Here is a 22,382-nt window from a genome sequence, read left to right as displayed (position 1 = left end):
CCCTTTATTGTAGATGGATTGTTATTCCGGGTTTACCCGCATTCAATTGTAACGCCTGCACTGCGGAACTGTTCTGCCGTTTCGGGGGAGAGCCCTTTGTCCGTCAGGATCACGTCAACTTCTTGTAGGGAAGCGAAGGTACGCAGTGCAGTATGGCCGAATTTATGATGATCTACAACCGCGAATACCTTACGGGCTGTAGATACAAGGGCTTGCTTGAACTCAATTAAATCTCCTGTATAAATGGAGAGTCCATGCTCTATATGAATAGCAGTCGAAGAAAGGAATGCTTTTTGAATATTAAGCTTTTGTACATAGGAGACGGCTTCAGGACCAGCCAACATATTACGGACACGATAACCACCGGGAACGACCAGACGGATGTTATCTTTGGGAACCAGTTCGCTGATGATGTATACATCATTGGTGACTACCGTTAGTGGCATATTGTCCAGACGCCGAGCAATTTCAAGCGTGGTGCTACCACCGTCAAGAGCGATAATATCGTCCGGTTCAATATGAGCAAGCGCACGCAAGGCAATCTCCGTCTTCTCGTCAGAGTATTTATCCAGCGGGTCCTTGGAGGGCAAAATACCAAACTGGTCGCTTTGTGCCAGCACAGCTCCGCCATGTACACGTACGATCAGTCCTTGTTCCTCCAGCCTACTTAAATCCTCGCGTATTGTTTTTCCAGTAACCTGAAGCTTATCGCTCAGTTCATTCACCGTTACATCTTTTTGGTTCAGCATAACTTCCATAATCATCTCGTGTCGTCGTATCGGGTTCATCCGCCTGCCTCATCTTTCCGTAATTGATTTATCTCTATTGTAATTCTTTCATGGATACGGGGTCCATATCATCATATCTTTTATTATCGCCAGCCATACTCCAGATAAAAGTATAGTTATGAGTGCCGACACCACTGTGGATGGACCAGCTTGGAGAAATAACCGCTTGTTCGTTATGCATTACGATATGGCGGGTTTCGTCAGGTTCTCCCATCAAGTGGAATACAACGGAATCGTCCGGAAGATCAAAATAGAAATAGGCTTCCATCCGGCGTGGATGGGTATGTGCTGGCATTGTGTTCCACATGCTGCCTGGTTTCAGTTGGGTCATACCCATAACCAGTTGGGCACTTTGCACACCATTTGTGTGAATGAAGCGGTGGATTGTCCGCTCGTTAGAGTTCTCCAGACCACCCATCGCACCGGATTCAGAATCGGCCAGTGTGGTTTTGGTAGTAGGGTAGGACTGATGAGCTGGAGCAGAATTCAAATAGAATTTAGCAGGCTTGGAAGCGTCTGCACTTTTGAAGACTACATCTTTAGAGCCTTGACCTACATAAAGACATTCTTTGAAATCTACTTCATATTCTGTGCCATCTACAACCACGGAGCCTTTACCACCGACATTGATGATGCCCAGTTCACGGCGTTCCAAGAAATAAGTAACCCCAAGTTCTTTAAGGTCAGTAGTTAGCGCAACCTCTTCTTTTACAGGATTAGCTCCACCAACGATCATACGATCTTCATGAGTTAGGACAAGCTTTAGCTCATCAGGTGCAAAAATAACGGGAATGTGGAATTCCTTACGGAGGCGCTCAGTGTCAAATTGTTTTACTTCATTAGGATGGGATGCGAAACGTCTTTCCATTGAATGTTCAATCTCCTTTGTGTACATATTATCGTTCGTATAGGTACACTTTAGTCCATTTATGTTCATTTTACAAGTACTAATCTTTTTTATTTCGTTTATTTATGTTTATTTATTGGTTTTTCCAATTGCAAAATGAACGGAAAGTGTGCACAATAGAGCTATTATGCTCGATTTTCATGAATGCCGGAAGATGATATAAAACTGAAATGATGGAGGTTGAAAAGTAATGCCGGGGTTGAAAAATATCCAGAGTACTTATAAGGAACGTCAGCAAGAAATTATTTTTAATATAGCACTGGAAGCGGAGCAACGCTCTTTATTGGAAAGTGGACTCTGGTTCCATGATGATGTGCGAAATAACTTTTATTATGCCTCGTATCTTTTTGCAGCGGCTGTTGATGATTCTTTTGAGCTGCCTTTTGATCGTGAGCAAGCGAAACAGAAAGCACAGGATGTGCTGCTGGAGATCTTAATGCTTCAGAACCGGCAGCCTGGCACGGAGTTATACGGCCATTGGCCACTCGGATTAAATCCAGTGCCGCGAGATGCGTCACCGCATGAGTTACCAGTGGAGCTTATGGGCAACCTGCTGGCGTATTTTTGCAAAAGATACGGAGGAGCATTAAACGCTCAACTTCGCATAGTTCTGAATACAGCGTTTGGACATATTTATCGCAGTGATTTCTACCGTAAGCCGGTGGTTACTTTTGGGCATCATGAAGCTAAATATACAGCTGCTAAGCTGATTTTTGGCACCATGTTTGCGGATGAAATATTGCTTGAGGATGGCCGGCAGAGTCTGAAGGATACACTGGCTTATATTCGTACTAAAGGTATGCCGGAATACGGCAGTCTTCCGTGGTTTTGGCATTGGGTGCAGGCATTCACCTGTGCGTTGGAACTTGTCCCGCCTGAGGATACGGAGCTTATTACAAGCCTTAAAGAAATGCTTGACCATTTATGGAATGTACGAGCTGAATTCTATCTGCGTGGCGCTTGGGTTGGTGCGCATTCTAGAGACTGGCCGCATGATGTTCCCGGCGATGCTAATGTGCTTCATGATTATGTTCAGTTTGGAGATTTCCAGCTGCCTGAGATGATGCAGCGCACGGAGTATGCCGGTTTATTATTCTATCAAGCATCCGATGAAATATTAGCCGCAGCCATGAATCACCAGTCACCAGTGGAAGTAAGGAAGATTACTCAGAAGGTTGTCCCAACGGATCCACAGCCGCAGCCTTTGCTTCATTCCTATGCTTATATTACAGAAGAGTTTGCAGCAGGCGGGATGTGGGAGCGGGTTGAGGAATTCGATAATGAGCAGCTTCGCTGGGCTTTTTCGTTACCTGTGAGTGGAGAGGGAGGCGCAAATCAGCTGTATTTCTTCCACCCGGGACAAGGCTACAATGAGGGAGATCCCCGCCATCAAAGCCGTTATATGGAGGTTCTCTATCACAAGAATGTCATCATTTCTCTATTCCCAATCCCCCAGGGTGAAAAGAATACGATCATCGGTGTACTTCCCCAAGGGGAATGGAAACAAGAGCCTAACACATTGTACGGGCAGGTTGGTGAGACGTATGTTGTTATTTATTTATCTCACTCTTATCAGCTGCAGGAACGGTCCAGATTCATAGAGGTATCAGTCGCAGGGATGCCGGGTGGTGTGATCGTTGAAGCATTCGGCATTATGAAAGCTGCTGAATGTGGTATTATTGGTTTAGAGGCTTTTGCCGCAGCTATGGCTCATAAAGAAAGGAATTTCGAAGTGGGAGAGGTATTAGCAGCGAATTATACCAACATGGATGGTGAAAGCTTAGTTCTGAGTATTAGTAGGGAGTCAGAGTTACCGCAAGCTCAGCTTAATGGAATCCAGATCTCATTAGATCATTATTCAGTATAAAAAATACACAATTGCTGTGATAAATAGTAATCCAAGTCGGCCTTTTTGGCCGGCTTCTTTAATAAGGAGGTACATGAAAGGATGTGATGCCCCATTGCACAGCCCGCAATAGATACCTAAGTATCCGTAAACGTGATTTTGTCCAAAATACTTATAATTGGGGTGAGCGACAATTTATCTGGATAAACTAGACCTAACGATTTGGTAATTCAATCCTCCCTAAGCACATTTCCCTTTAGAATAGCGGTGTTAGGTTACTAAATAGTAATTAATTACATTAAACCCTATTTTTCTGAGAGACATTTGTCACAATAAAGGTTAATATCTAAGTGAGATAGAAATGATTGCGCTTACTTATTTTCTAATAAACCTAATCATAATGAATGCGAGGGATATAACAGTGATTGAAACTGAATTTCGTGTAGAAAATGACTTTCTAGGCAGTAAACAGGTAGATAAGAACGCTTATTATGGGATTCAGACACTACGCGCAGTCGAGAACTTTCCTATTACGGGCTATCGGGTTCACAAAGAGTTAATCAAAGCGATGGGGATTGTAAAAAAAGCCGCTGCGCTTGCAAATATGGAAGTTGGCCGTCTCTATCGAGGGCTTGGAGAGGTTGTAGTGAAAGCAGCAGAAGAAATCATCGAGGGTCAATGGCATGAGCAATTTATTGTAGATCCTATTCAGGGTGGTGCGGGTACCTCGTTAAATATGAATGCGAATGAGGTTATTGCTAACCGTGCTTTAGAACTGCTTGGCCATGAAAAAGGAGACTATCTTCACTTAAGCCCCAATTCACATGTAAATATGGCGCAGTCTACAAATGATGCGTTCCCGACGGCAATTCATATTGCCACACTTTCACTGCTGGAGCAGCTGCTTGTAACGATGCACAGAATGCATGATGTGTTTGCGGTAAAAGCGGATGAATTCGATCCTGTGATAAAAATGGGCCGGACACATCTTCAAGATGCAGTGCCGATTCGTCTGGGTCAAGAATTCGAGGCTTATCGCAGAGTGCTGGAAAGAGATATCAAACGTATTGAACATACACGCCATCATCTGTATGAAGTCAATATGGGGGCAACAGCAGTGGGTACAGGATTAAATGCTGATCCTCGTTATATTGAATTGGTTGTAGAGCACTTAGCTGAGATCAGTGAATTGCCGCTCGTAACGGCAGATCATCTCGTCGATGCGACCCAAAATACAGATGCATATACAGAAGTGTCTGCTGCTCTAAAAGTATGCATGATGAACATGTCCAAGATCGCTAATGATCTGCGGTTGATGGCCTCCGGTCCGCGTACTGGGTTTAATGAGATTTCATTGCCTGCACGCCAGCCTGGATCTTCAATTATGCCGGGTAAAGTTAACCCGGTTATGGCAGAGGTCATCAATCAGGTGGCTTTTCAAGTCATAGGGAACGATCATACGATCTGTCTGGCTTCCCAAGCGGGTCAACTGGAGCTGAATGTTATGGAGCCTGTGCTTGTGTTCAATCTCATTCAGTCCATCAGCATCATGAACAATTCCTTCCAAGTCTTCACAGACTTCTGTCTGGCTGGGATTGAAGCCAATAAGGAAAAGCTTGAGCGGGATGTGGAGCGGAGTGTCGGAATCATTACGGCTGTGAACCCGCATCTGGGGTATGAAGTGGTATCGCGGATCGCTAGAGAGGCGATTTTGACTGGGGAATCTGTACGGGAATTGTGCATTAAATATAATGTACTAACCGAAGAAGAGCTTAATCTGATTCTGGACCCTTACGAAATGACACATCCGGGAATTGCAGGAGCAGCTTTATTGCATAAAGAGTAGAATGTTCCGGAGGATCGAGCTTTTTGCTAGGAAAAAGCAAACCCCCGCCACCGTTTAGGGTGACAGGGGGAGATCCTAAATATGTTTATACTTATATGAATCTACTTCGCGATTGTCTGAAGTAGGTTCTTTTTTTTACATTTCAGGCTTAAAAGAAAAATAAAGAACGTAATAGACCGCGTTTTCTTGGCGGAGCCGTTAGCCTGGTAGTGGCAGTGGACTGGGAATTTTCATAAGAGGTGAGCGGTTTGCCGTTAGACACTTGCAACGGTTCTATGGATGCCGCTATTTGCTTGATCATTATTCGTAGATCCTCAAGCTCCTCACGCTGCTGTAGCAGTTGTATCAATACTACTTCGTCGGCTTTTTGATCGAGTGCACGTTCAACATTGTTGATGCGAGACAAGATATCCTTCATAGGCTCAGCATCTGTGTGCTGTAGTGGATTTTCCTGTTGTGATGTGGCAATTTGCTGCTCATTCGTGAGTGTGAGTTGTATACATTCCAAGGCTTCTCCGTGATTAATACGGTCTTTAATATGATTGAGCAGGCCGATTTGCTGCTCTGAGAACACATAATGGCCAAATCGGTCTTTTGGAAAAAAATCAGGGAACATGGCAGCCCAACGTTTAATTGTTGTTATACTAACTGACATCAGCTCTGCGGCATCTTTTGTTTTTAGAATATCCATTTCGATTCCTCCAGTTCACGTAGTCATGTTATGAGTAATATTCGTTGTCCAGCAGCGGCTCCCTGCACGGTTGACAAAGGTAGTGCGTATTCGCTAAACAAAGTGTAATTACGAGCAATCTCACTCTTTTGAATTTCACTATCTTGCTTTTCCATTCCAAATTGAGTACAGATGAGCCTGCTCAGGGGTATAATTGCATTAGAGGTGAAGGCGATGAACAGGATTGAAGATGAGGAACAAATGACTGAGGAACAATGGCAGGCTATTTTGCAAAACGATGTTGCTTATAACGACATATTTTTTTATGCGGTGAAGACTACAGGGATTTTTTGTCGACCCTCCTGCAAATCCAAAGCACCCAATCGGGAGAATGCGTGTATTTTTCAGAATGCTGAACAAGCGCTGGCAGCCGGATTTCGTCCTTGCAAAAGATGTAAACCGACAGGTGAGCGTCTTCCTGATAAGGAATGGGTAGCTTTGATGACGGAATACATTGATCATAATTATATGGCCCCCCTCACCCTTGAAACGTTAGCTGAGGTATGTCATGGCAGTCCTTATCATTTACATCGAACCTTTAAAAAAGTAACAGGAATCACTCCCGTGGATTATATACAGCAAAAGAGAATCGCTAAGGCATCTGATTATTTGCTTACTACAGAGCAGGCAGTTGCTGAGATTGCATTACGCGTGGGTCTGCCCAATACGTCATATTTTATTACTTTATATAAGAAAAAAACGGGGTATACGCCCACACAGTTTCGTCAGCTTAACAAACAGAAAGTAACGTTGGCTTCTGATTTTATTTTGGAGGGACCGAATCATGGAGAATAAAACAAATGCTATTCTATACTGGACATTATTAACCGATAAGGACTGGAGTTTTTATATTGCAGCCACAGAGAATGGGTTAAGTTATGTGGGTTCGCAGCAGCAACCCTTTGAGGAATTAAGTGAATGGGTTAGACGTCGTTTTCCGGGAAGTGAACTGGTACAGGACGATGAGAAGATGGCGCCATATGTGAAGGAGCTTAGCGAATATTTGCAAGGGAATCGGCAGAGCTTCGGCATTCCTTTTGATTATCAGGGTACTCCTTTTCAGCTTGCGGTATGGAAGGCGTTATGTGAAATTCCATATGGGCAAACCTGGTCCTATTCGGATATTGCTACACATATTCAAAAACCAGCTGCGGTGCGCGCGGTAGGGACTGCCATTGGTGCGAATCCGATTCTGATTACGGTGCCCTGCCACCGGGTTATTGGTAAGAATGGGACATTAACAGGATACCGGGGTGGTTTGGATATGAAGACCAAGCTACTTCAATTGGAGAGAGGAGAGTATACAGCAGATATATGAAAATAGAGTCCAATTACACCTCCCCAAAAACCTTGCTGAATAAAGGAACAGGTTATCTGTCAGGCTACAGTCATTCCTTAAATCCATATACGGGCTGCACTTACGGCTGTTCCTATTGTTATGTGCGCCAGATGCCTGTCTCGCTGTTCCGCAAAGAGGAGTGGGGGACGTGGGTAGATGTTAAACAAGAAGCGGCTGTGATTTTACAAAAAGAACTGCACAAAGCGAAGGCGAAAGGTCCCGTCTCTATTTTTATGTCGTCAAGCACAGATCCCTATCAACCGGTAGAGCACAAGGAACAGGTGACGAGATCTTTACTGGAGGTTATGGTACAAGACCCACCCGATTTTTTATTCGTGCAGACCCGTAGTCCGCTAGTTCGCAGAGATATAGATTTATTAATACGTTTAGAGGATAAGGTTCGAGTAAGTATAACTATAGAAACAGACCGTGAAGATATTCGGCAAAAATTCACACCAAGCGCTCCACCTATTGCGGCAAGACTGAAGACGTTACAGCTTCTACGTGAAGCTGGCATCCCTGTTCAAGCTACTATAGCGCCAGTACTGCCAAGCAGTCCAGCTTTTCCAGCGACCTTAAGGGCTTTGGTGGATAGAGTCTGTGTGGATGACTATTTTATGGGCGACGGCAGCGGCGGCAAACGCACACGGAGATTAGGGATTTATTCCCTATATGAAGAGCTGCAACTGGAAGATTGGTATGATCCTGCAGCATATCGCAGAGTATATGAAGGACTTCAGCAAGTTTTTTCCGAAGAGGAGCTATTCTTGAGCCAGAAGGGGTTCGAGCCTTAATCTGAAACATGGTATAATAAATGAGAGCATTCATACTTAGTATTTAATATACTTAATATCCGTAATAGCTTATTGGAGGATTAGTGTGGCAAAAGCAAAGGTGGCCAAGCGGCCCACAAGAGATGAATTTGTGCTTGAGGAGTTAGGTAATCAGTTAGTTGAAGCTAAGCAAGAAGGTTCTGAGATTTTATTGACCGTATGGGGAAAAGAAGAAGAGGTACGCGGCATGATCGTGGAAATGGATTCGCGAACCGGGAAAGTACACCTCAGTAACCATGAAGAAATCATAAAAGTTCCTTTTATGGATATCATGCAGGTTAATTATCCCAGAGATTAATGGGCACGGCAGCAACAGGAGGTCCTGAAAGCTATATTAGCTTTGGGGCCTCTTTGATCATAAAGTTAAGGAATAGAGGATATTGAAAGGTAGGTCAACAATGCAAGTAACCAAAACCAACGCAATGCGAATGCTGGATGCCAAAAAAATCGGCTATAAAGTGTTCGCTTATGACAATGAAGATGGACTCATCCATGGCACGGCTGTGGCTGAGAAGATTGGAAAGGCGGCAGAGACGGTTTTTAAAACGTTGGTCGCTCATAGCGGTGCGAATCTTTATGTATTTGTTATCCCGGTTGCCGAAGAGCTGGATCTCAAAAAGGCGGCCAAAGCCGCCGGAGAGAAAAAAATTGAGATGCTGCCAGTGAAGGATCTGCAGAAATGGACAGGCTATATCCGCGGTGGTTGTTCACCTGTTGGAATGAAAAAGCTGTACCCCACGTTCATTGACAGCAGTGCAGAAGGGCTGGACACGATGGCTGTCAGCGCTGGGAAGATTGGCCAGCAAATGGACGTAGCCCCACAGTTACTCGCTGAGGTTGTGCATGCGAAGTTTACAGAACTAATCAAATAGCCGAGCAGCAAGCTGGCCTAAATATTCCTTCAATGCTAACCCTGTTGTGGAGATCGCTCCTGGGGAGGGACTGAACTTGGCGGGCTGCAGTGCAATATCAGCGCTGGCGATATAATCCGTAGGATAGGCTTGCGCTGTTAGCCCCGCATTCTTAAAGTGCAACATCGCACGGGACATATGAAAACCTGAAGTAACTAGTATAGGTTTTTTAAGTCCGGTTTGTTGCAGGATGGCTGCGGTATTTACAGCGTTTTGCTCCGTGTTGAGGGATTGATTCTCGATCAGGATATCCTCTTCGGGTATGCCGAGACCCAGTAGTTGTCTTTGCGCGATATCCGCTTCATTACCACTGTCGGAGAATACTTGTCCGCCAGAAAATAAGATTGGCAGACCTGTCTGCCGATGGAGGCGAACAGCAGTAAGCAGGCGATTTGCTGCTGATCCGTATAAATTGCCCTCGCCATCTATATCCGGTGTGCCAGAGCTGGCGCCCCCGCCGAGTACGACGATGACATCTCCTTGCAAAGTATTCGGCTGCGGATATTTCCGTTCTAGACTGCCGATCAGCGCATCGCTGACTAAGGGTGTCATGGAGAAATACATTAATAGTGTAACCCCGAGTAGAACTAGTGCTGGACGGCAGTTTTTTTTCCATAACCAAATGACTAAACCTAGCAAAAGCACGATAAACAGGCCGGGAGGAAGCACAAAGCTGTATACAAATTTGATGATGTAAATCAACAGTATCAACCGCCTTCTGAAAATATAAGTTCAGGTTGTATTGTAACATGAGATTGCAAGATTACATATTTACATGCGTATCCTTATACAAAACGGATATTGCCGCAGCTATCAGGATCATCCCCATAAAAGCGGGTGCAGCATGGCCAAGTGATACATATATTTGACCGCCAATGACAGGCCCAATCATTCTGGCTAAAGCCTGAATAGATTGGCTACCTCCTTGAATCCTCCCTTGTTCACTAGAATCGACAGTTTTGGAAAGCATCCCATTGAATGAAGGCCCAAAGATCGAATCCCCAAAACCAAATATAAACATTCCAGCGATAAAAAGCGGATAGTATGAGAACAAAGCAGATAGTGCAATAAGACTGTAGCCTATAATCTCCGAAACCATTCCAAGAATTGCGATCTGTTTATCCCTAAATTTCAGCAAAAGCTTAGGCATGATGAAACCCTGTGAAAGGATGTCTTGGAAGCCCATAATTGAAAACATCAGTCCGATTAGTGCAGGCTTCCAGCTGAAAGTATCCATTGTGAATTGTGAAAAAACAGCCTGTAAAGATCCGTTGGGTATCCAGAGTAAGAATGCTGAGACCAGTAGCCTTTTTAAGTTTTTTATAGACAATATGCTTGCAAGCTGTGTAAATGGATTCAGTCTTACCAAGGTAATCTCTTTCAGTCTATTATTCTTGTCAAGGCTCTCAGGCATAAAAAAGAATCCGTAAACAACATTTAATAAGGTAATTATTGCTCCGAAATACATAGGTACAGAATAACCAAACTTGGCAAGTAAACCGCCTAGCGTTGGACCAATGACGGTGCCTACACCTACAACCGCACTCACCCAGCCAAAGTATTTGGTTCTCTGTTCTGGAGGAATGATGTCAGCAAAATAAGCGAAGATAGTACCTATGCTTCCGCCAGTTATACCTTCTATTAAACGTCCAACAAAGAGAACCCATAACGCTCCTCCTATCCCAAAAACTAAGTATCCAATTGCGGAACCCAAAAGGCATACCAAAAGTAATGGACGACGCCCATATTTGTCACTCAAAGCTCCAAGTGCAGGGGCTGCAAAAAATACGCAGACTGCATAAACAGAGGTTAGCAGCGTGACAACTATAGCCTGTTCTCCCGGATTGCTTATATAAGGCTGCACTAAAAATGGGACAACGGGCATGATGATACTGAAGCCTATTCCGCACAGAAACACAGAGATCAAACCGAAGATTAGAGCGTGTTTATCTACGGTTTGTTCTGTGTTCTGTTCATTATGTGATCTGAATTTGAACATTAAATTCTCTCCTCAAAGCTGGTATTTTGATTCCTTGGAAACAAATTTGGTACATCACCATTTTTATCACGTCTTTGTTTCCGTGTCAACAAAATATTGAACATAAAAATGCAGCCTTACTCATAAGAGCCCGGCTGCATGGAGTTTCATTTTCATTATTCGAATTTATTCGGATTAAAATCTATACCCTGTTTCTTTATTTCTGCATCCAAATGTCTACTATACTTTTCTACGAAGCTAAGCATACTGTCAAATTGCTCCTCAGTTACCTGCTCAAATACGGCTTTATCCCGCTCTTGGAACTCTTTGTGCAGGTCCTCATGGACGTTATAAATTACTTTCCCTTGCTCAGTAAGCCTAAAATAGATTTCTTTTTTGTTATCCGATTTTTGGTAGCTTTCGATGAGGCCCTTTTGGATGAGCTTCTTAGTTAATTTACTTATGGCACCGCGAGTCATATAAAAGGACTCTGCAAGTTTTGTGACGTTGGAATCTGCATTTTTTTCAATGTATTCGATGCAATGTACTTCAGAAGGTTTATAACCCTTAAGACTGTCTTCCATCTTATCCTTATTAAGCCAAACCATCTTGTTATATACGTCCCTGAAACCCATCATGACCTGATCTTCTTTGTTCATGGCCTGTCCTCCCAGCGCTCTTACATTAACAAATTATATTGATTTTTTGTTTCTATTTCAACAATATTAAAGTAGAGGATAGTTTGTTTTATTGAACTTTAGATAAAAATAACAGGTGAGCAGTAACGGCGGAAGTCCAAACATTCCCCGCAGTTACGCCCGCCACCTTTTTAAGCTTAAATAAATTAATCTTAAGAAACTGCGGTTTCTTCTTAAGAAAGTTCATCCGCTTGAAGCTGCACCAAAGATTGTTTGTCTGTTATCATAAGATTAAGATGATTGGACAGCTGTGGGATGATTTCTCGAAGGTAGGAGGACTGCATAATGAAGAGTATCCGGGTACTGCTCGCAGATGATGAACCGGTGATTTTGCGAGGCCTAAAAAAACTGATTTCATGGGAGAAGCTTGGACTGACCATTGTTGGAGAGGCCAGTGATGGAATAGAGCTGAAACAACAGATCGAGGATTGTGATCCTGATCTGATTATTAGTGATATAAGCATGCCAGGATATACAGGGATTGATATCATCCGCGAGATTCATGAAGCTGGCAGAGCGGTGAAGGTTATTTTTATAAGCGCTTATCAAGAGTTTACGTATGCCCGTCAAGCACTGCAATATGGTGCGCTGGATTATTTGGTGAAGCCCGTGAACAAAAACCAGCTGGAACAGGTTGTGAGCAAAGCCGTTTCCCTTATTCGTCAAGAAACAGAAGGCGAGCGCAACAAAGAGAAGCTAAACCATTATGAACAGAGAAACCGCAGATTAACGATCGAAGAATTGCTCGACAAGCTGACGGACGGCAATAAGGGGACAGCAGACACCTTGCTTGATATGGGGATTATTGCGCTAAGTCGCTACGTCAGTATTTGTTTGGTAGAGACGGACGAATCGTCGGGGCAGCCTTCCAGATGGGAAGAACGCGAACGTAAGCTGATTGATTTTGCACTGTCTAACATTATTAAAGAAACCGTGGAGCAAAGCGATAATAGTTATATGTTCCGTAAAGGGGAACGTTTTTGTATCCTGCTCCAGCATGAGCATGCTGAGGAACCAGCGGGAATTGCCTTAGATCTCCATGACAAAATCACAAGTTTTCTGAAATTAAAGGTGACCCTTGGAGTAGGCAATCCTGTTGACGGTATGGATGATGCTGATGAATCTTATCGTCAAGCTTTGAAAGCGCTAAATTATAAATATTTTACAGGGCCTAATCGTGTGATTTCTGTTAAAGAGAGCAGGTATGAGAGTGAATCATTGATTCAAACTCCGCTGCATGAAATCCAGTCCGCCCTTGGGATTGCCATGAAATCACAACATAAAGAACAAATTGAGCAGGAGTGCCTGCGATTATTTCAGACGATCCGGCAGATGGCAGACGGAAATAGAAACCAAGCCGTTTCTACCGTATACAATACATTTTTGCAGCTTGAACAGGAGCTTATTCAATTTGGTGTGGAGGCAGGGCCCTCACTTCAGGATACAAATCCGATTCTTGAACGATTGGCTAATTATTCTACCTTTCAAGAGGTGGAGGAAGATTTCCGTGTGCTTTTGAGCAAAATGTCTGGGCAAATTGCCAGTCGCATGGGCAATAAGGAACTGAAGCAGCTTTCCCAGGTGAAGGCTTATATTGAGGAGCATTATCCAGAAAATATTACACTGGAATCTATGGCAGGGATGATGTTTATGAATTCCTATTATTTCAGCAGCTTTTTCAAAAAACATACCGGACAGAACTTTAAGAATTATGTCACTGAGGTGAGGATGAATCATGCCCTTCGTTTATTGCTGCAAAGCGATATGATGGTTTATGAGATTGCCGATAGTGTAGGCTACAACAATGCCCGGCATTTTAGCGATATGTTTAAGAAGAAATATGGCAAGCTGCCACAAGAATATAAGCAATCCTTCAAAAGCCAATAGTCAGATGGATAGCAAAGGGGATACCTTCATTCATGTTTATCTGGGGCCGAAGATCCAAAAGTATATTTGTTAAATTCTCCGCTTCCTTTTTATTAGTCGGCCTAATTCCGCTTTTTGCACTTAGCTACATTTCTGTGCAGACTTTTTCCGGATATGTCGAGCGTTACACAACAAGTAATTTGCAGCAAATGGTACTATATATGAGCTATAATCTGAATTCTGCCTTCAATCAGTACAATGAGGTCTCTAAGCTGATGTATACGGGACGATATGAAGGTTTTATCGAGAGTTATTCACAGAATCAAACCTATAATGTAAATGAGCTGGAGCAGATCAATACGATTCCTATTGAAACCTTTCTAAAAACAGTTCTCTACAGTGATTCCTACATCACCAGTGTTTATTTTCATAGGGAGTCAGACGATAAGCTCTACTATCAGGAAAAAGAAAACAGAGGGGTCAACTTTGATCTGCTGCCTTATCAAGAGTGGTTAACTAAAATGGCTCCAAATCCTTCACAAGTGGCAATTTTCCCTACCCATTCCGAAGAATATTACACAGGTTCAAAGCGCAGTGTGTTCACTATCGGCCGTACTTTAATTGATATTTCTGGGCGTGTCACCAAAGATCCCAAGATAGTAGGGACCTTATTTATGGACGTGGATGTTTCGTTATTTAATCAGTTCTTCAGAGAATTAAATCTGGGGGGACAGGATGAATTATTTCTGCTGGATGGCGACGGAAATGTATATTTCACGAATGAGACAAGGTCAGCGAATGGAGAGGCTTTTCGGGCTAAAAAGGACGAGGAGATGATCGTTCTCAGTGAAGAGATTCCTTTTCTTAAAGGCACGGTGACTGCCAGAATTCATCGGGCGAATTTATTCGATCAGCTTTTTTCAGCCCGTACGACGGTGTTTATAGCGATGTTTATTTGTGCGATTGCAATGATCATCATGGGCGTCTGGTTCTCAAGGCGGCTGGCTGCTCCGATTCGGAACTTAATTAAGCAAATGGCTATCGTAGAATCCGGTAATTTGGATACCCAGATGGTCGTGAACAGCAATGATGAAATGGGTAGACTTAGCCATGGTTTTAACCGAATGGTCGAGCGTTTACAAGCCTATATCGATGAAGCTTACGTTGCCCAGATCAAGCAGAAGCAAACGGAGTTAAATGCTCTGAAAAGCCAGATTCGTCCGCATTATTTATACAACACCCTGGAAGTCATTCGAATGAATGCGGTGGATAAAGATAATGATGAGGTCGCAGATATGATTTTATCGCTCTCTAACCAGTTGAAATATGTAATCGACTATGGAGAGGATAGGGTAAGCATACGACAGGAGCTGGAGCATCTACGGGATTATTTCTATATTATCTCTGTGCGGTATGAGAATAAATTTGAGCTTGTAGTCGATCTCTCACCCGAAGTGGATCTGAACTGGTACATTCTGAAATTGTCACTTCAGCCGATAGTAGAAAATGCTATCCAGCATGGCTTGCGCAGTCAAGGCAGAGGGACAGTTGGATTGACGATCGAAAAGAAAGATGAAATGTTGTTGGTTACGATCTATGATGATGGAATCGGTATGAGCAAGGAAAAGGTACAGCAGTTGGCTGAAACCTTGGAAGAGCCTAGTTCGCCTAGCAAAAATGTTGGACTAAAAAATGTACATGAACGAATTCGTACAGTGTACGGTGCAGAATACGGATTATCCATCAGCAGCCGGGAGCATATTGGGACATCGATTCTATTGTTGCTTCCGATTGTAGAGGACCCTTATAAAATCTCAGATTCGGAGAATGCGTAAAGGATGGACGATGAACGGAAGACTGCGGTCTTTCGTTCTTTTTTTACTTATTCTTAAATTCACCGCATATCCCGCTTAAAAAAGTTCATTCTAACTATTTATAAGGAATGCTATTCTATTAGCAACGGAAACGCTTTCGAGAGATGATGCGCACATCTTGCTTCAGTTTCCACGGTTCACTAAAAGGGGAGGCTATTATGATATGTACAAAAAAACAATGATGAAACTATCCGTATTGTTACTCGCCACTACAACAGTTTTGACTGCTTGCGGTGGAAATAATAATAATGCAGGGAGTAAGGCAACCGATACGCCAGCATCCGAAACGCCTTCAAATACACCACAAGAGACCAAAAAAGAGGTTAGCTTTACGATAGGTTACGCCTCCGGAGATCCGGCCACTAAAAAGGCTATCTCAGATACGGTCAAAAAGTTTACAACAGCTAATCCGAATGTCACTATTAAAGATTTGAGCGAAACTTCATCCGCTGCCTATCTTGATTGGCTTAAAACAAAGGATGCTGTGGGTGAATTCCCGGACCTGGTGGAAATGCGTGATACAGAAGTTTTTGCCGATGCGGGTAAGATTGTAGAGCTGCCTTCCGATCTGCTAGATTTGTTCGAAGCCCCACCACAAGTGGATGGTAAGGTGTGGAACGCACCGCTGCAAGTGAACGCTCCCCAAGGGATTATCTACAGCAAAAAAGCATATGCGGATGCAGGGATCACCGAGCTTCCAAAAACCTATGACGAATTCATCGCCATCCAAGAAAAATTGAAAACATCGGGCATTACTCCGATTGTAGTAGGTGGAAAAGATATTTTCCATATGGGTTTCTGGGTTAACAAATTCCTGATTGATGAGGTCTACTCGAAAGATGCAGATTGGAATTCCAAACGTACCGCTAAAACGGTCAGCTTCACAGATGCTAATGTAGTTCAAGGCATAACGGACTTCAAAGAATTGTTCAAGAATTATGTAGATAAAGGTTGGCTCAGCACGGGCGACAATCAGACCGCTTCGATTCTTGTTTCTGGCAAAGCAGCACAATTGTACTCCGGTACGTGGATGTTTACACAAATCGCTGAAGCGGACCCGAACTTTGAATTTGGCTTCTATGCTCTTCCTGACCGTGAAGGGAAAATCAATGTCATAGGTCTTCCGTCACCTGCAGGCTGGTCTTTATCGGCTGAAGCCGCTAAGGATGCAGACAAAACAGAAGCCATCAAAGACTTTATCCGTTTCTTCTTCGCCCCAGAACAGTATTCGAACTATTTAGCAACCATAAATGCGATTCCTTCAACAAAAGAGAAAGTAACCTATGACACAAGTGAACAAATGCAAGTGGCTTTGGATCTTATTGCTGACCCGAATGTAGTGAAATCCTTGGCGATCAATAACTGGTGGGGAGACAATCTAATCCCTCCACAGTTCCGTAACTGGTACTACAAACTGTTGCAGGATCTCGTGGTAAAAGATGGAGATGTAGCGAAGTACATGAAAGATGCGGATACAGAGTATGACAACCAAGTGAAAGCTAATCAGATGTAAGAGCAGCGCCTGATCGAGCAACCTCTGCTGCTGCAGAGGTTCTCTTTTTAACAAGCGCGGTCTTTAAGGGAGGGAGAGTAGCCATGGCTACATCCGCAGTAAATGCTGACAAGTCATTGATAGGCACTGAGCAGCAGAAAAAGAAAAAGAAAAAATGGCAGTCCTACGCTCTGCTGTTCATATTGCCATCATTTATTTTGTACACCTTGTTCGTTATCGTCCCTACGGTAGGGAGTGTCTATTTAAGCTTCACCTCATGGGATGGCATTAGCGACAACGTAAGGTATATCGGCTTCGCTAACTTTGTGGAAATTTGGAATAGTCCAAGGGTGCATAACGCACTGAAAAATACGATGATCATGACCATTTCACTTGTTGTTCTAGAGAATATTGCAGCAATTGCAATGGCTATGATGGTCGATAAGGTACGCTGGTTCCGGAATTTATTCAGAAGTGTATTTTATTTCCCTACGTTGCTTAGTGGGATCGTAATGGGTTTCGTCTGGGCGATGATCCTGAATTACAACTTTGGTGTATTTAATCAGATCCTGGAGTCTGTTGGACTCGGAAGCTGGATTGTGGATTGGTTGGGCAATCCTAAATATGCGATGCTGTCGATTATTTTGTCTACCGTTTGGAAAGGCGCGGGTTATTATATGATCATTTACCTCGCTGGATTGCAAGGCATTCCGCAGGAATTAAATGAGGCGGCCAGTATTGATGGGGCAGGGGGCTGGCAACAGTTCCGGCATATTACCTTTCCGCTGCTTGCGGGGTCAATGACTGTATGTATGGTATTATCGATGATCAGCGCCTTGAAGATTTTTGATCAGATTGCCGTCATGACCGATGGTGGTCCGGGCTTTGAGACGGAGACATTAACTTATATTATTTATAAAGTCGGGTTTGGTGAATTAAGACAAGGTTTTGGTACTGCACTGGCGATGGTCTTGTTCTTAATCATACTCATCATTACAGTCTTCCAAGTGAAGGTTCTCCAGAAGCGGGAGGTGCAGCTCTAAGATGACGATGCAGACACGCAAAAGAGTTGGGCAAATCGCACTTTTCATTGTTACATTATTAGTGGCTATTATCTTTTTCTTTCCTATTTTCTTTAATTTAATGTCAGCCTTCAAGAGTAATGCAGAGATTATGAAGGATGCAATCGCTTTTCCGAAAACCCTTTATCTGGACAGCTTTAAATATCTGTTAACCGAAACAGAGTTTCCACGGGCTATTCTGAATAGTCTGATTTTGACAGCAGTTTCTATTGCGGCACAGGTCTTGATTATTCCGATGGCCGGCTACGCAATTGAACGCAGAAATGCCAGATGGACTCGGTTCATGTTCGTTTACTTTTTAGCAGGAATGATGATCCCTTTTCAGGCGTATATGATTCCTCTGTTTAAAGAGCTTAGAATGCTGGGGTTATACGGCAGCCTTGCCGGTCCAATTCTAATTTATGTAGCCGGTGCGGTGGGCTTTGGATGCCTGCTGTATACAAGCTTTGTCAAAGGCATTCCTAGAGAAATTGAAGAAGCGGCGGAGATCGACGGATGTTCTCGTTATGCGATATTCTGGAAAATTGTTTTCCCGCTGCTAGGACCCGTCACAGCCAGTATGGTGGTCTTAAACGGACTTGGAATCTGGAATGATTTCCTGATGCCGATGCTGGTATTGCCTTCAGGACAGGCTAAAACTATGGTCGTGGAAATTTACCGTTATATCGGAGAATTCTCCTCACGTTGGGATATGATTTTTGCAGGAACAGCAATGTCGGTTGTACCTGTGCTGATTGTGTTTATCGCCTTGCAGAAGTATTTTGTTAAGGGGATTGCGTCTGGTGCAACGAAGGGTTAATTCATAAAAGGGATATATCCTGTAACCACTTAGTGGGCTGCGGGGTACATCCCTTTTTTTGTAAGCGAAACAATCACTAAAGCGTATTTGGATTCGCGGTTAAACGGCGGTAGCCCATTGGCGGGAGACCTGTCCAGCGTTTGAATTGCTTGCTGAAATGGGACACATCCCGGTACCCCAGCCGGTGGGCGACCGATTCGACAGATAGGCTATTATCCATTAGCAGCAGTTTGGCGTGACGAATGATCAAGCGGGATAAATATTGTCTTGGCGACATGCCATAAATTTGGTGGAAAACACGATTGCAGTGAGTTGTACTGTATCCAAGCTTTGCCGCAATGTGCTCAATACCGCCACCTCTTTCGCCTGTGCTTGCAGCGGAGGAGACAGATTCTTGCAGCAATCCTTCGATGGCGTTAGCTAAGGCGACGGTATTTTCCGTAGCTTCTGTATCTGCCAGGAGGGGCATCTCCGAAAGTACCCAGCCGCTGAGCGCGGTTAGAAGTTGCAGCGAAGCATGCAATGTAATCAGGCGATTTCTGTGTGTGTCCTTTGACTCTGACAGGATGGAAGAATTTATGATGACATCTAGAGCGGAACGAATGGCTCGCAGCTCCGGGGTATTCCCACTTAGACTAACAGCGTCTGCTGTTAGTAAAGCTCGCCGTAAAATCAGATCATCAATATCAAAATGCAGGCAGTAATAAGTCATGTCACGACTAGCATTCGAACCGAGGCTGCTATGTTCTACACCAGGACGAATGAACAAAATATCACCGCTTTGCTGGATAAAAGATTTATTGCCGACCGTCATATGTTGCTCACCCTGCAGTACAACGTTAATCTCAAACATAGGATGAGTGTGTACGGGATATTGCCAATCCGGATTTACTTTTCTCCAATGCGCGGCGAAGATATGGAAAGCCGCTTGAATGTCTGGAGCCATCTGGCCATCAATAGAATTATGAAAAGCGGGATCATTCGAGATCATTTCAATCCTCTTTTACTGTAAAGTTTGGCTTCATTATAACATAGGTTTTTGTTGATGTTTGATTTGCCCAAATAATAGAAGGCTTTAACCCTGTTGCACTTCCGGAAAGATCGATAACATGGAGATATAGCCCGGTAGTATCCGGGACCATGCTGGAAGGAGTGTTATTATTAATGTCGCATAATCAATTTTTTAATGCCCATCATTCACCGATCGGTGCATTTGCGAGTTTCACTTTAGGATTCAAAGGAGCTAGTGGAGGTTTCGATCTGGAGATTGGAAAACCACCTAGACAAAATATATTCATAGGATTAGAACGTGCTGATGGGAAGGGATATGACACACTGCCATTTCATGAGATCGGAGGAGAGGACGAGAGCAAACGCTATGATATCGAGAATCCGGATCCTAATCCTGACAAGGAGAATATTCTGTTCCCTTTTCAAGAGCGTGAGATTTCCAGAGATTTTCATGTAGCCACAGACAGCTGGAGTGCGGGTGATTTGACCTTCCGGATTCTGTCCCCCGTTCGTTCTGTACCCGATCCAGAAACTGCCTCTATAGAAGAAATGAAGGATGTACTGCTGCCTGCAGTGCTGGTTGAACTCGAAGTGGACAACACCTCATCCGCAACCTCGCGCCGTGCATTCTTTGGTTTTCAGGGAACAGATGTGTATAGCGGAATGAGAAGACTGGATGATGTATCATCGGAGATTACTGGCGTTGGCCAAGGAAGATTTATTGCAATTGCTGCGGAAAAAGGAACTGCAAAGTCCGCACTGCACTTCACAATGGAGGATATTCTAACGGAGGAGCTGCAGGAGAATTGGACCTTTGGGCTGGGACGAGTCGGTGCTTTGATCATGGATGTTCCAGCCAGAGTAAAAGAAACTTACCGCTTTGCTATCTGTTTTCACCGTTCAGGTTATGTCACCTCAGGAATTGATGCTTCCTATTATTATAATCATTTTTTCAACAATATAGAGGCAGTGGCTGCATATGCATTAGCTAGATTTGATATCCTTAAGCAAGAAGCGGAGCAAGCTAACGATAGATTTACTCATGATGACCTATCCGCAGATCAAACCTTTATGTTAGCGCATGCGATTCGTAGTTATTATGGCTCCACGCAATTGCTGGACTACAAGAATAAGCCATTTTGGATCGTCAACGAAGGCGAATACCGGATGATGAATACCTTCGATCTTACCGTCGATCAGTTATTTTATGAGCTGCGTTTGAATCCTTGGACTGTACGTAATGAACTGGATATGTTCGTGGAAAGATTCAGCTACGAAGATACGGTGCGTTTCCCGGGTGATGATACAGAGTATCCAGGTGGAATTAGCTTCACACATGATATGGGTGTAGCCAACGTAGTTTCACGTCCGGGATATTCTGCTTATGAGGTCTATGGCATTGATGGTTGTTTCTCACATATGACACATGAACAATTGGTTAACTGGGTGCTGAGTGCAGCAACTTATGTAGAGCATACAGGCGACCGGAGCTGGATGGAACGTAATCTCAGTATTATGGAGAAATGCCTGGATAGCATGGTAAATCGCGATCATCCAGATCCTGAACAAAGAAATGGTGTCATGGGGCTTGATAGCTCACGTACGATGGGCGGAGCAGAAATTACTACGTATGACAGTCTGGATGTGTCTTTAGGTCAGGCTCGTAACAATATTTATCTGGCAGGAAAATGCTGGGCTGCTTACTTGGCTATGGAGAAAATATTTGCAGAGCATGGGCGTGCGGAACAGTCCAAAACAGCAGGTGATCAGGCTGAAAAATGCGCCGCAACAATGGTGGCAAGTGTTACAGCAGACGGGTATATTCCGGCTGTCATTGGAGAAGGCAATGACTCTAAGATCATTCCGGCTATCGAAGGCCTTGTGTTCCCTTACTTTACAGGCTGCAAAGAAGCTCTTGATCGTAATGGACGGTTCGCCGCCTATATTGGCGCACTCGACAAGCATCTGCATGCGGTGTTACAGCCGGGAGTATGCTTATTCGAAGACGGAGGCTGGAAAATCTCCTCAACTAGCAACAATAGCTGGCTCAGCAAAATCTATCTCTCCCAGTTCATCGCCCGCAGCATTCTGGGATTGGAATGGGAGGAACGGGGAGCGGCAGCGGATCGTGCTCACGTAGCTTGGCTTACCCATCCGGAGTTGTCGATTTGGAGCTGGAGCGATCAGATTATTTCCGGTGAGATCACGGGCAGTAAATATTATCCGCGTGGCGTTACAGCGATTTTGTGGTTAGATGAGAAATAAGAGTAGATAGTTTCAATAAGTAGAAACGGGATATGCAAAAATACTGAGAGGGGGCTACCCCTCTTAGTATTTTTACTGTGTCGACGCCCCCTCCTTGATTCAATCTACCCCCTACTG

Annotated in this window: 20 protein-coding genes; 13 read left to right on the top strand and 7 right to left on the bottom strand. The window is 43.9% G+C overall.

The genetic code is table 11. The features are described 5' to 3' along the window. Positions 1-32: 32 nt before the first annotated feature. Together NYE72_RS18130 and kduI are read right to left on the bottom strand one after the other, a co-directional pair. The gene (locus tag NYE72_RS18130; protein ID WP_038571843.1) at positions 33-788 is read right to left on the bottom strand and encodes a DeoR/GlpR family DNA-binding transcription regulator; all 756 of its coding nucleotides are present in this window, start codon (positions 786-788) and stop codon (positions 33-35) included. A 34-nt stretch (positions 789-822) separates the two neighbouring features. After that, entirely contained in the window at positions 823-1,656 is an 834-nt protein-coding gene (gene kduI, locus NYE72_RS18125; protein ID WP_036688322.1) for a 5-dehydro-4-deoxy-D-glucuronate isomerase, read from the bottom strand. Positions 1,657-1,885: 229 nt separating this feature from the next. Between kduI and NYE72_RS18120 the strand changes: the two genes are divergently transcribed. Then, positions 1,886-3,562: a hypothetical protein gene (locus tag NYE72_RS18120; RefSeq protein WP_339210176.1), complete on the top strand. Its 1,677-nt coding sequence runs from the start codon at positions 1,886-1,888 to the stop codon at positions 3,560-3,562. A gap of 394 nt (positions 3,563-3,956) precedes the next feature. Then, positions 3,957-5,387: an aspartate ammonia-lyase gene (aspA, locus tag NYE72_RS18115; RefSeq protein ID WP_339212092.1), complete on the top strand. Its 1,431-nt coding sequence runs from the start codon at positions 3,957-3,959 to the stop codon at positions 5,385-5,387. Positions 5,388-5,535: 148 nt separating this feature from the next. On the opposite strand, the gene NYE72_RS18110 is transcribed toward aspA, so the two are convergent. After that, positions 5,536-6,078, bottom strand: a complete 543-nt coding sequence (locus NYE72_RS18110) for a MerR family transcriptional regulator (RefSeq protein WP_076098933.1) — start codon at positions 6,076-6,078, stop codon at positions 5,536-5,538. Positions 6,079-6,291: 213 nt separating this feature from the next. Between NYE72_RS18110 and NYE72_RS18105 the strand changes: the two genes are divergently transcribed. The 5 genes from NYE72_RS18105 to ybaK all read left to right on the top strand — a co-directional run bounded on the left by NYE72_RS18105 (position 6,292) and on the right by ybaK (position 9,161). Further along, a complete protein-coding gene (locus NYE72_RS18105; RefSeq protein ID WP_076098934.1) occupies positions 6,292-6,912 on the top strand; it encodes a bifunctional transcriptional activator/DNA repair enzyme AdaA in 621 nt (206 codons plus the stop codon). Further along, the gene (locus NYE72_RS18100; protein WP_076098935.1) at positions 6,902-7,435 is read left to right on the top strand and encodes a methylated-DNA--[protein]-cysteine S-methyltransferase; all 534 of its coding nucleotides are present in this window, start codon (positions 6,902-6,904) and stop codon (positions 7,433-7,435) included. The genes NYE72_RS18105 and NYE72_RS18100 overlap by 11 nt, the downstream gene beginning before the upstream one ends. Then, positions 7,432-8,250 (top strand): radical SAM protein, encoded by an 819-nt coding sequence (locus NYE72_RS18095; protein WP_036688309.1) that lies wholly within the window; start codon positions 7,432-7,434, stop codon positions 8,248-8,250. The genes NYE72_RS18100 and NYE72_RS18095 overlap by 4 nt, the downstream gene beginning before the upstream one ends. Before the next feature lie 85 nt (positions 8,251-8,335). After that, positions 8,336-8,587: a YolD-like family protein gene (locus NYE72_RS18090; protein ID WP_036688306.1), complete on the top strand. Its 252-nt coding sequence runs from the start codon at positions 8,336-8,338 to the stop codon at positions 8,585-8,587. Positions 8,588-8,687: 100 nt separating this feature from the next. Then, positions 8,688-9,161 carry a Cys-tRNA(Pro) deacylase gene (gene ybaK, locus NYE72_RS18085; RefSeq protein WP_036688304.1) on the top strand — a complete coding sequence of 158 codons (474 nt, stop codon included), beginning with the start codon at positions 8,688-8,690 and terminating at the stop codon, positions 9,159-9,161. Here ybaK and NYE72_RS18080 read toward each other — a convergent pair. From NYE72_RS18080 to NYE72_RS18070, 3 genes are all read right to left on the bottom strand, one after another. Then, positions 9,150-9,902: a YdcF family protein gene (locus NYE72_RS18080; protein ID WP_076098936.1), complete on the bottom strand. Its 753-nt coding sequence runs from the start codon at positions 9,900-9,902 to the stop codon at positions 9,150-9,152. The genes ybaK and NYE72_RS18080 overlap by 12 nt on opposite strands. Before the next feature lie 61 nt (positions 9,903-9,963). Next, positions 9,964-11,199 carry an MFS transporter gene (locus NYE72_RS18075; protein WP_076098937.1) on the bottom strand — a complete coding sequence of 412 codons (1,236 nt, stop codon included), beginning with the start codon at positions 11,197-11,199 and terminating at the stop codon, positions 9,964-9,966. 155 nt (positions 11,200-11,354) lie between these two features. Further along, the gene (locus NYE72_RS18070) at positions 11,355-11,837 is read right to left on the bottom strand and encodes a MarR family transcriptional regulator (protein WP_076098938.1); all 483 of its coding nucleotides are present in this window, start codon (positions 11,835-11,837) and stop codon (positions 11,355-11,357) included. 324 nt (positions 11,838-12,161) lie between these two features. Here NYE72_RS18070 and NYE72_RS18065 point away from each other — a divergent pair, with 324 nt between their 5' ends. From NYE72_RS18065 to NYE72_RS18045, 5 genes are all read left to right on the top strand, one after another. After that, the gene (locus tag NYE72_RS18065) at positions 12,162-13,763 is read left to right on the top strand and encodes a response regulator (RefSeq protein ID WP_076098939.1); all 1,602 of its coding nucleotides are present in this window, start codon (positions 12,162-12,164) and stop codon (positions 13,761-13,763) included. 32 nt (positions 13,764-13,795) lie between these two features. Next, complete coding sequence (locus NYE72_RS18060) at positions 13,796-15,577, top strand: sensor histidine kinase (protein ID WP_076098940.1); 1,782 nt, start codon at positions 13,796-13,798, stop codon at positions 15,575-15,577. Positions 15,578-15,779: 202 nt separating this feature from the next. Then, entirely contained in the window at positions 15,780-17,129 is a 1,350-nt protein-coding gene (locus NYE72_RS18055; RefSeq protein ID WP_076098941.1) for an extracellular solute-binding protein, read from the top strand. A gap of 83 nt (positions 17,130-17,212) precedes the next feature. After that, positions 17,213-18,151: a sugar ABC transporter permease gene (locus NYE72_RS18050; protein ID WP_076098942.1), complete on the top strand. Its 939-nt coding sequence runs from the start codon at positions 17,213-17,215 to the stop codon at positions 18,149-18,151. 1 nt (position 18,152) lies between these two features. Then, positions 18,153-18,989 (top strand): carbohydrate ABC transporter permease, encoded by an 837-nt coding sequence (locus NYE72_RS18045; RefSeq protein ID WP_170914270.1) that lies wholly within the window; start codon positions 18,153-18,155, stop codon positions 18,987-18,989. Positions 18,990-19,065: 76 nt separating this feature from the next. Here the strand turns inward: NYE72_RS18045 and NYE72_RS18040 are convergent, their stop codons facing one another. After that, positions 19,066-19,980: a helix-turn-helix domain-containing protein gene (locus tag NYE72_RS18040; protein ID WP_076274957.1), complete on the bottom strand. Its 915-nt coding sequence runs from the start codon at positions 19,978-19,980 to the stop codon at positions 19,066-19,068. 173 nt (positions 19,981-20,153) lie between these two features. On the opposite strand from NYE72_RS18040, the gene NYE72_RS18035 reads away from it, so the two are divergent. Continuing rightward, the gene (locus tag NYE72_RS18035; RefSeq protein ID WP_076098944.1) at positions 20,154-22,265 is read left to right on the top strand and encodes a glycoside hydrolase family 52 protein; all 2,112 of its coding nucleotides are present in this window, start codon (positions 20,154-20,156) and stop codon (positions 22,263-22,265) included. Positions 22,266-22,382: the final 117 nt, after the last annotated feature.

Origin of the sequence: Paenibacillus sp. FSL L8-0333, from assembly GCF_037965665.1 — a bacterium.
GTDB lineage: Bacteria > Bacillota > Bacilli > Paenibacillales > Paenibacillaceae > Paenibacillus_AQ > Paenibacillus_AQ odorifer.
Note: the sequence above shows the minus strand (reverse complement) of the source record. Positions and strands in the feature narration are given on the sequence as shown.

Excerpts from the sequence above, each read along its gene's own strand:
- NYE72_RS18105 (WP_076098934.1), top strand. The coding sequence starts at position 6,292 with ATGAACAGGATTGAAGATGAGGAACAAATGACTGAGGAACAATGGCAG.
- NYE72_RS18035 (WP_076098944.1), top strand. The coding sequence starts at position 20,154 with ATGTCGCATAATCAATTTTTTAATGCCCATCATTCACCGATCGGTGCA.
- NYE72_RS18110 (WP_076098933.1), bottom strand. The coding sequence starts at position 6,078 with ATGGATATTCTAAAAACAAAAGATGCCGCAGAGCTGATGTCAGTTAGT.
- NYE72_RS18055 (WP_076098941.1), top strand. The coding sequence starts at position 15,780 with ATGTACAAAAAAACAATGATGAAACTATCCGTATTGTTACTCGCCACT.
- NYE72_RS18040 (WP_076274957.1), bottom strand. The coding sequence starts at position 19,980 with ATGATCTCGAATGATCCCGCTTTTCATAATTCTATTGATGGCCAGATG.
- NYE72_RS18060 (WP_076098940.1), top strand. The coding sequence starts at position 13,796 with ATGTTTATCTGGGGCCGAAGATCCAAAAGTATATTTGTTAAATTCTCC.
- NYE72_RS18100 (WP_076098935.1), top strand. The coding sequence starts at position 6,902 with ATGGAGAATAAAACAAATGCTATTCTATACTGGACATTATTAACCGAT.
- NYE72_RS18075 (WP_076098937.1), bottom strand. The coding sequence starts at position 11,199 with ATGTTCAAATTCAGATCACATAATGAACAGAACACAGAACAAACCGTA.
- NYE72_RS18045 (WP_170914270.1), top strand. The coding sequence starts at position 18,153 with ATGACGATGCAGACACGCAAAAGAGTTGGGCAAATCGCACTTTTCATT.
- NYE72_RS18095 (WP_036688309.1), top strand. The coding sequence starts at position 7,432 with ATGAAAATAGAGTCCAATTACACCTCCCCAAAAACCTTGCTGAATAAA.
- kduI (WP_036688322.1), bottom strand. The coding sequence starts at position 1,656 with ATGGAAAGACGTTTCGCATCCCATCCTAATGAAGTAAAACAATTTGAC.
- ybaK (WP_036688304.1), top strand. The coding sequence starts at position 8,688 with ATGCAAGTAACCAAAACCAACGCAATGCGAATGCTGGATGCCAAAAAA.
- NYE72_RS18130 (WP_038571843.1), bottom strand. The coding sequence starts at position 788 with ATGAACCCGATACGACGACACGAGATGATTATGGAAGTTATGCTGAAC.
- NYE72_RS18120 (WP_339210176.1), top strand. The coding sequence starts at position 1,886 with ATGCCGGGGTTGAAAAATATCCAGAGTACTTATAAGGAACGTCAGCAA.
- NYE72_RS18050 (WP_076098942.1), top strand. The coding sequence starts at position 17,213 with ATGGCTACATCCGCAGTAAATGCTGACAAGTCATTGATAGGCACTGAG.
- NYE72_RS18065 (WP_076098939.1), top strand. The coding sequence starts at position 12,162 with ATGAAGAGTATCCGGGTACTGCTCGCAGATGATGAACCGGTGATTTTG.
- NYE72_RS18070 (WP_076098938.1), bottom strand. The coding sequence starts at position 11,837 with ATGAACAAAGAAGATCAGGTCATGATGGGTTTCAGGGACGTATATAAC.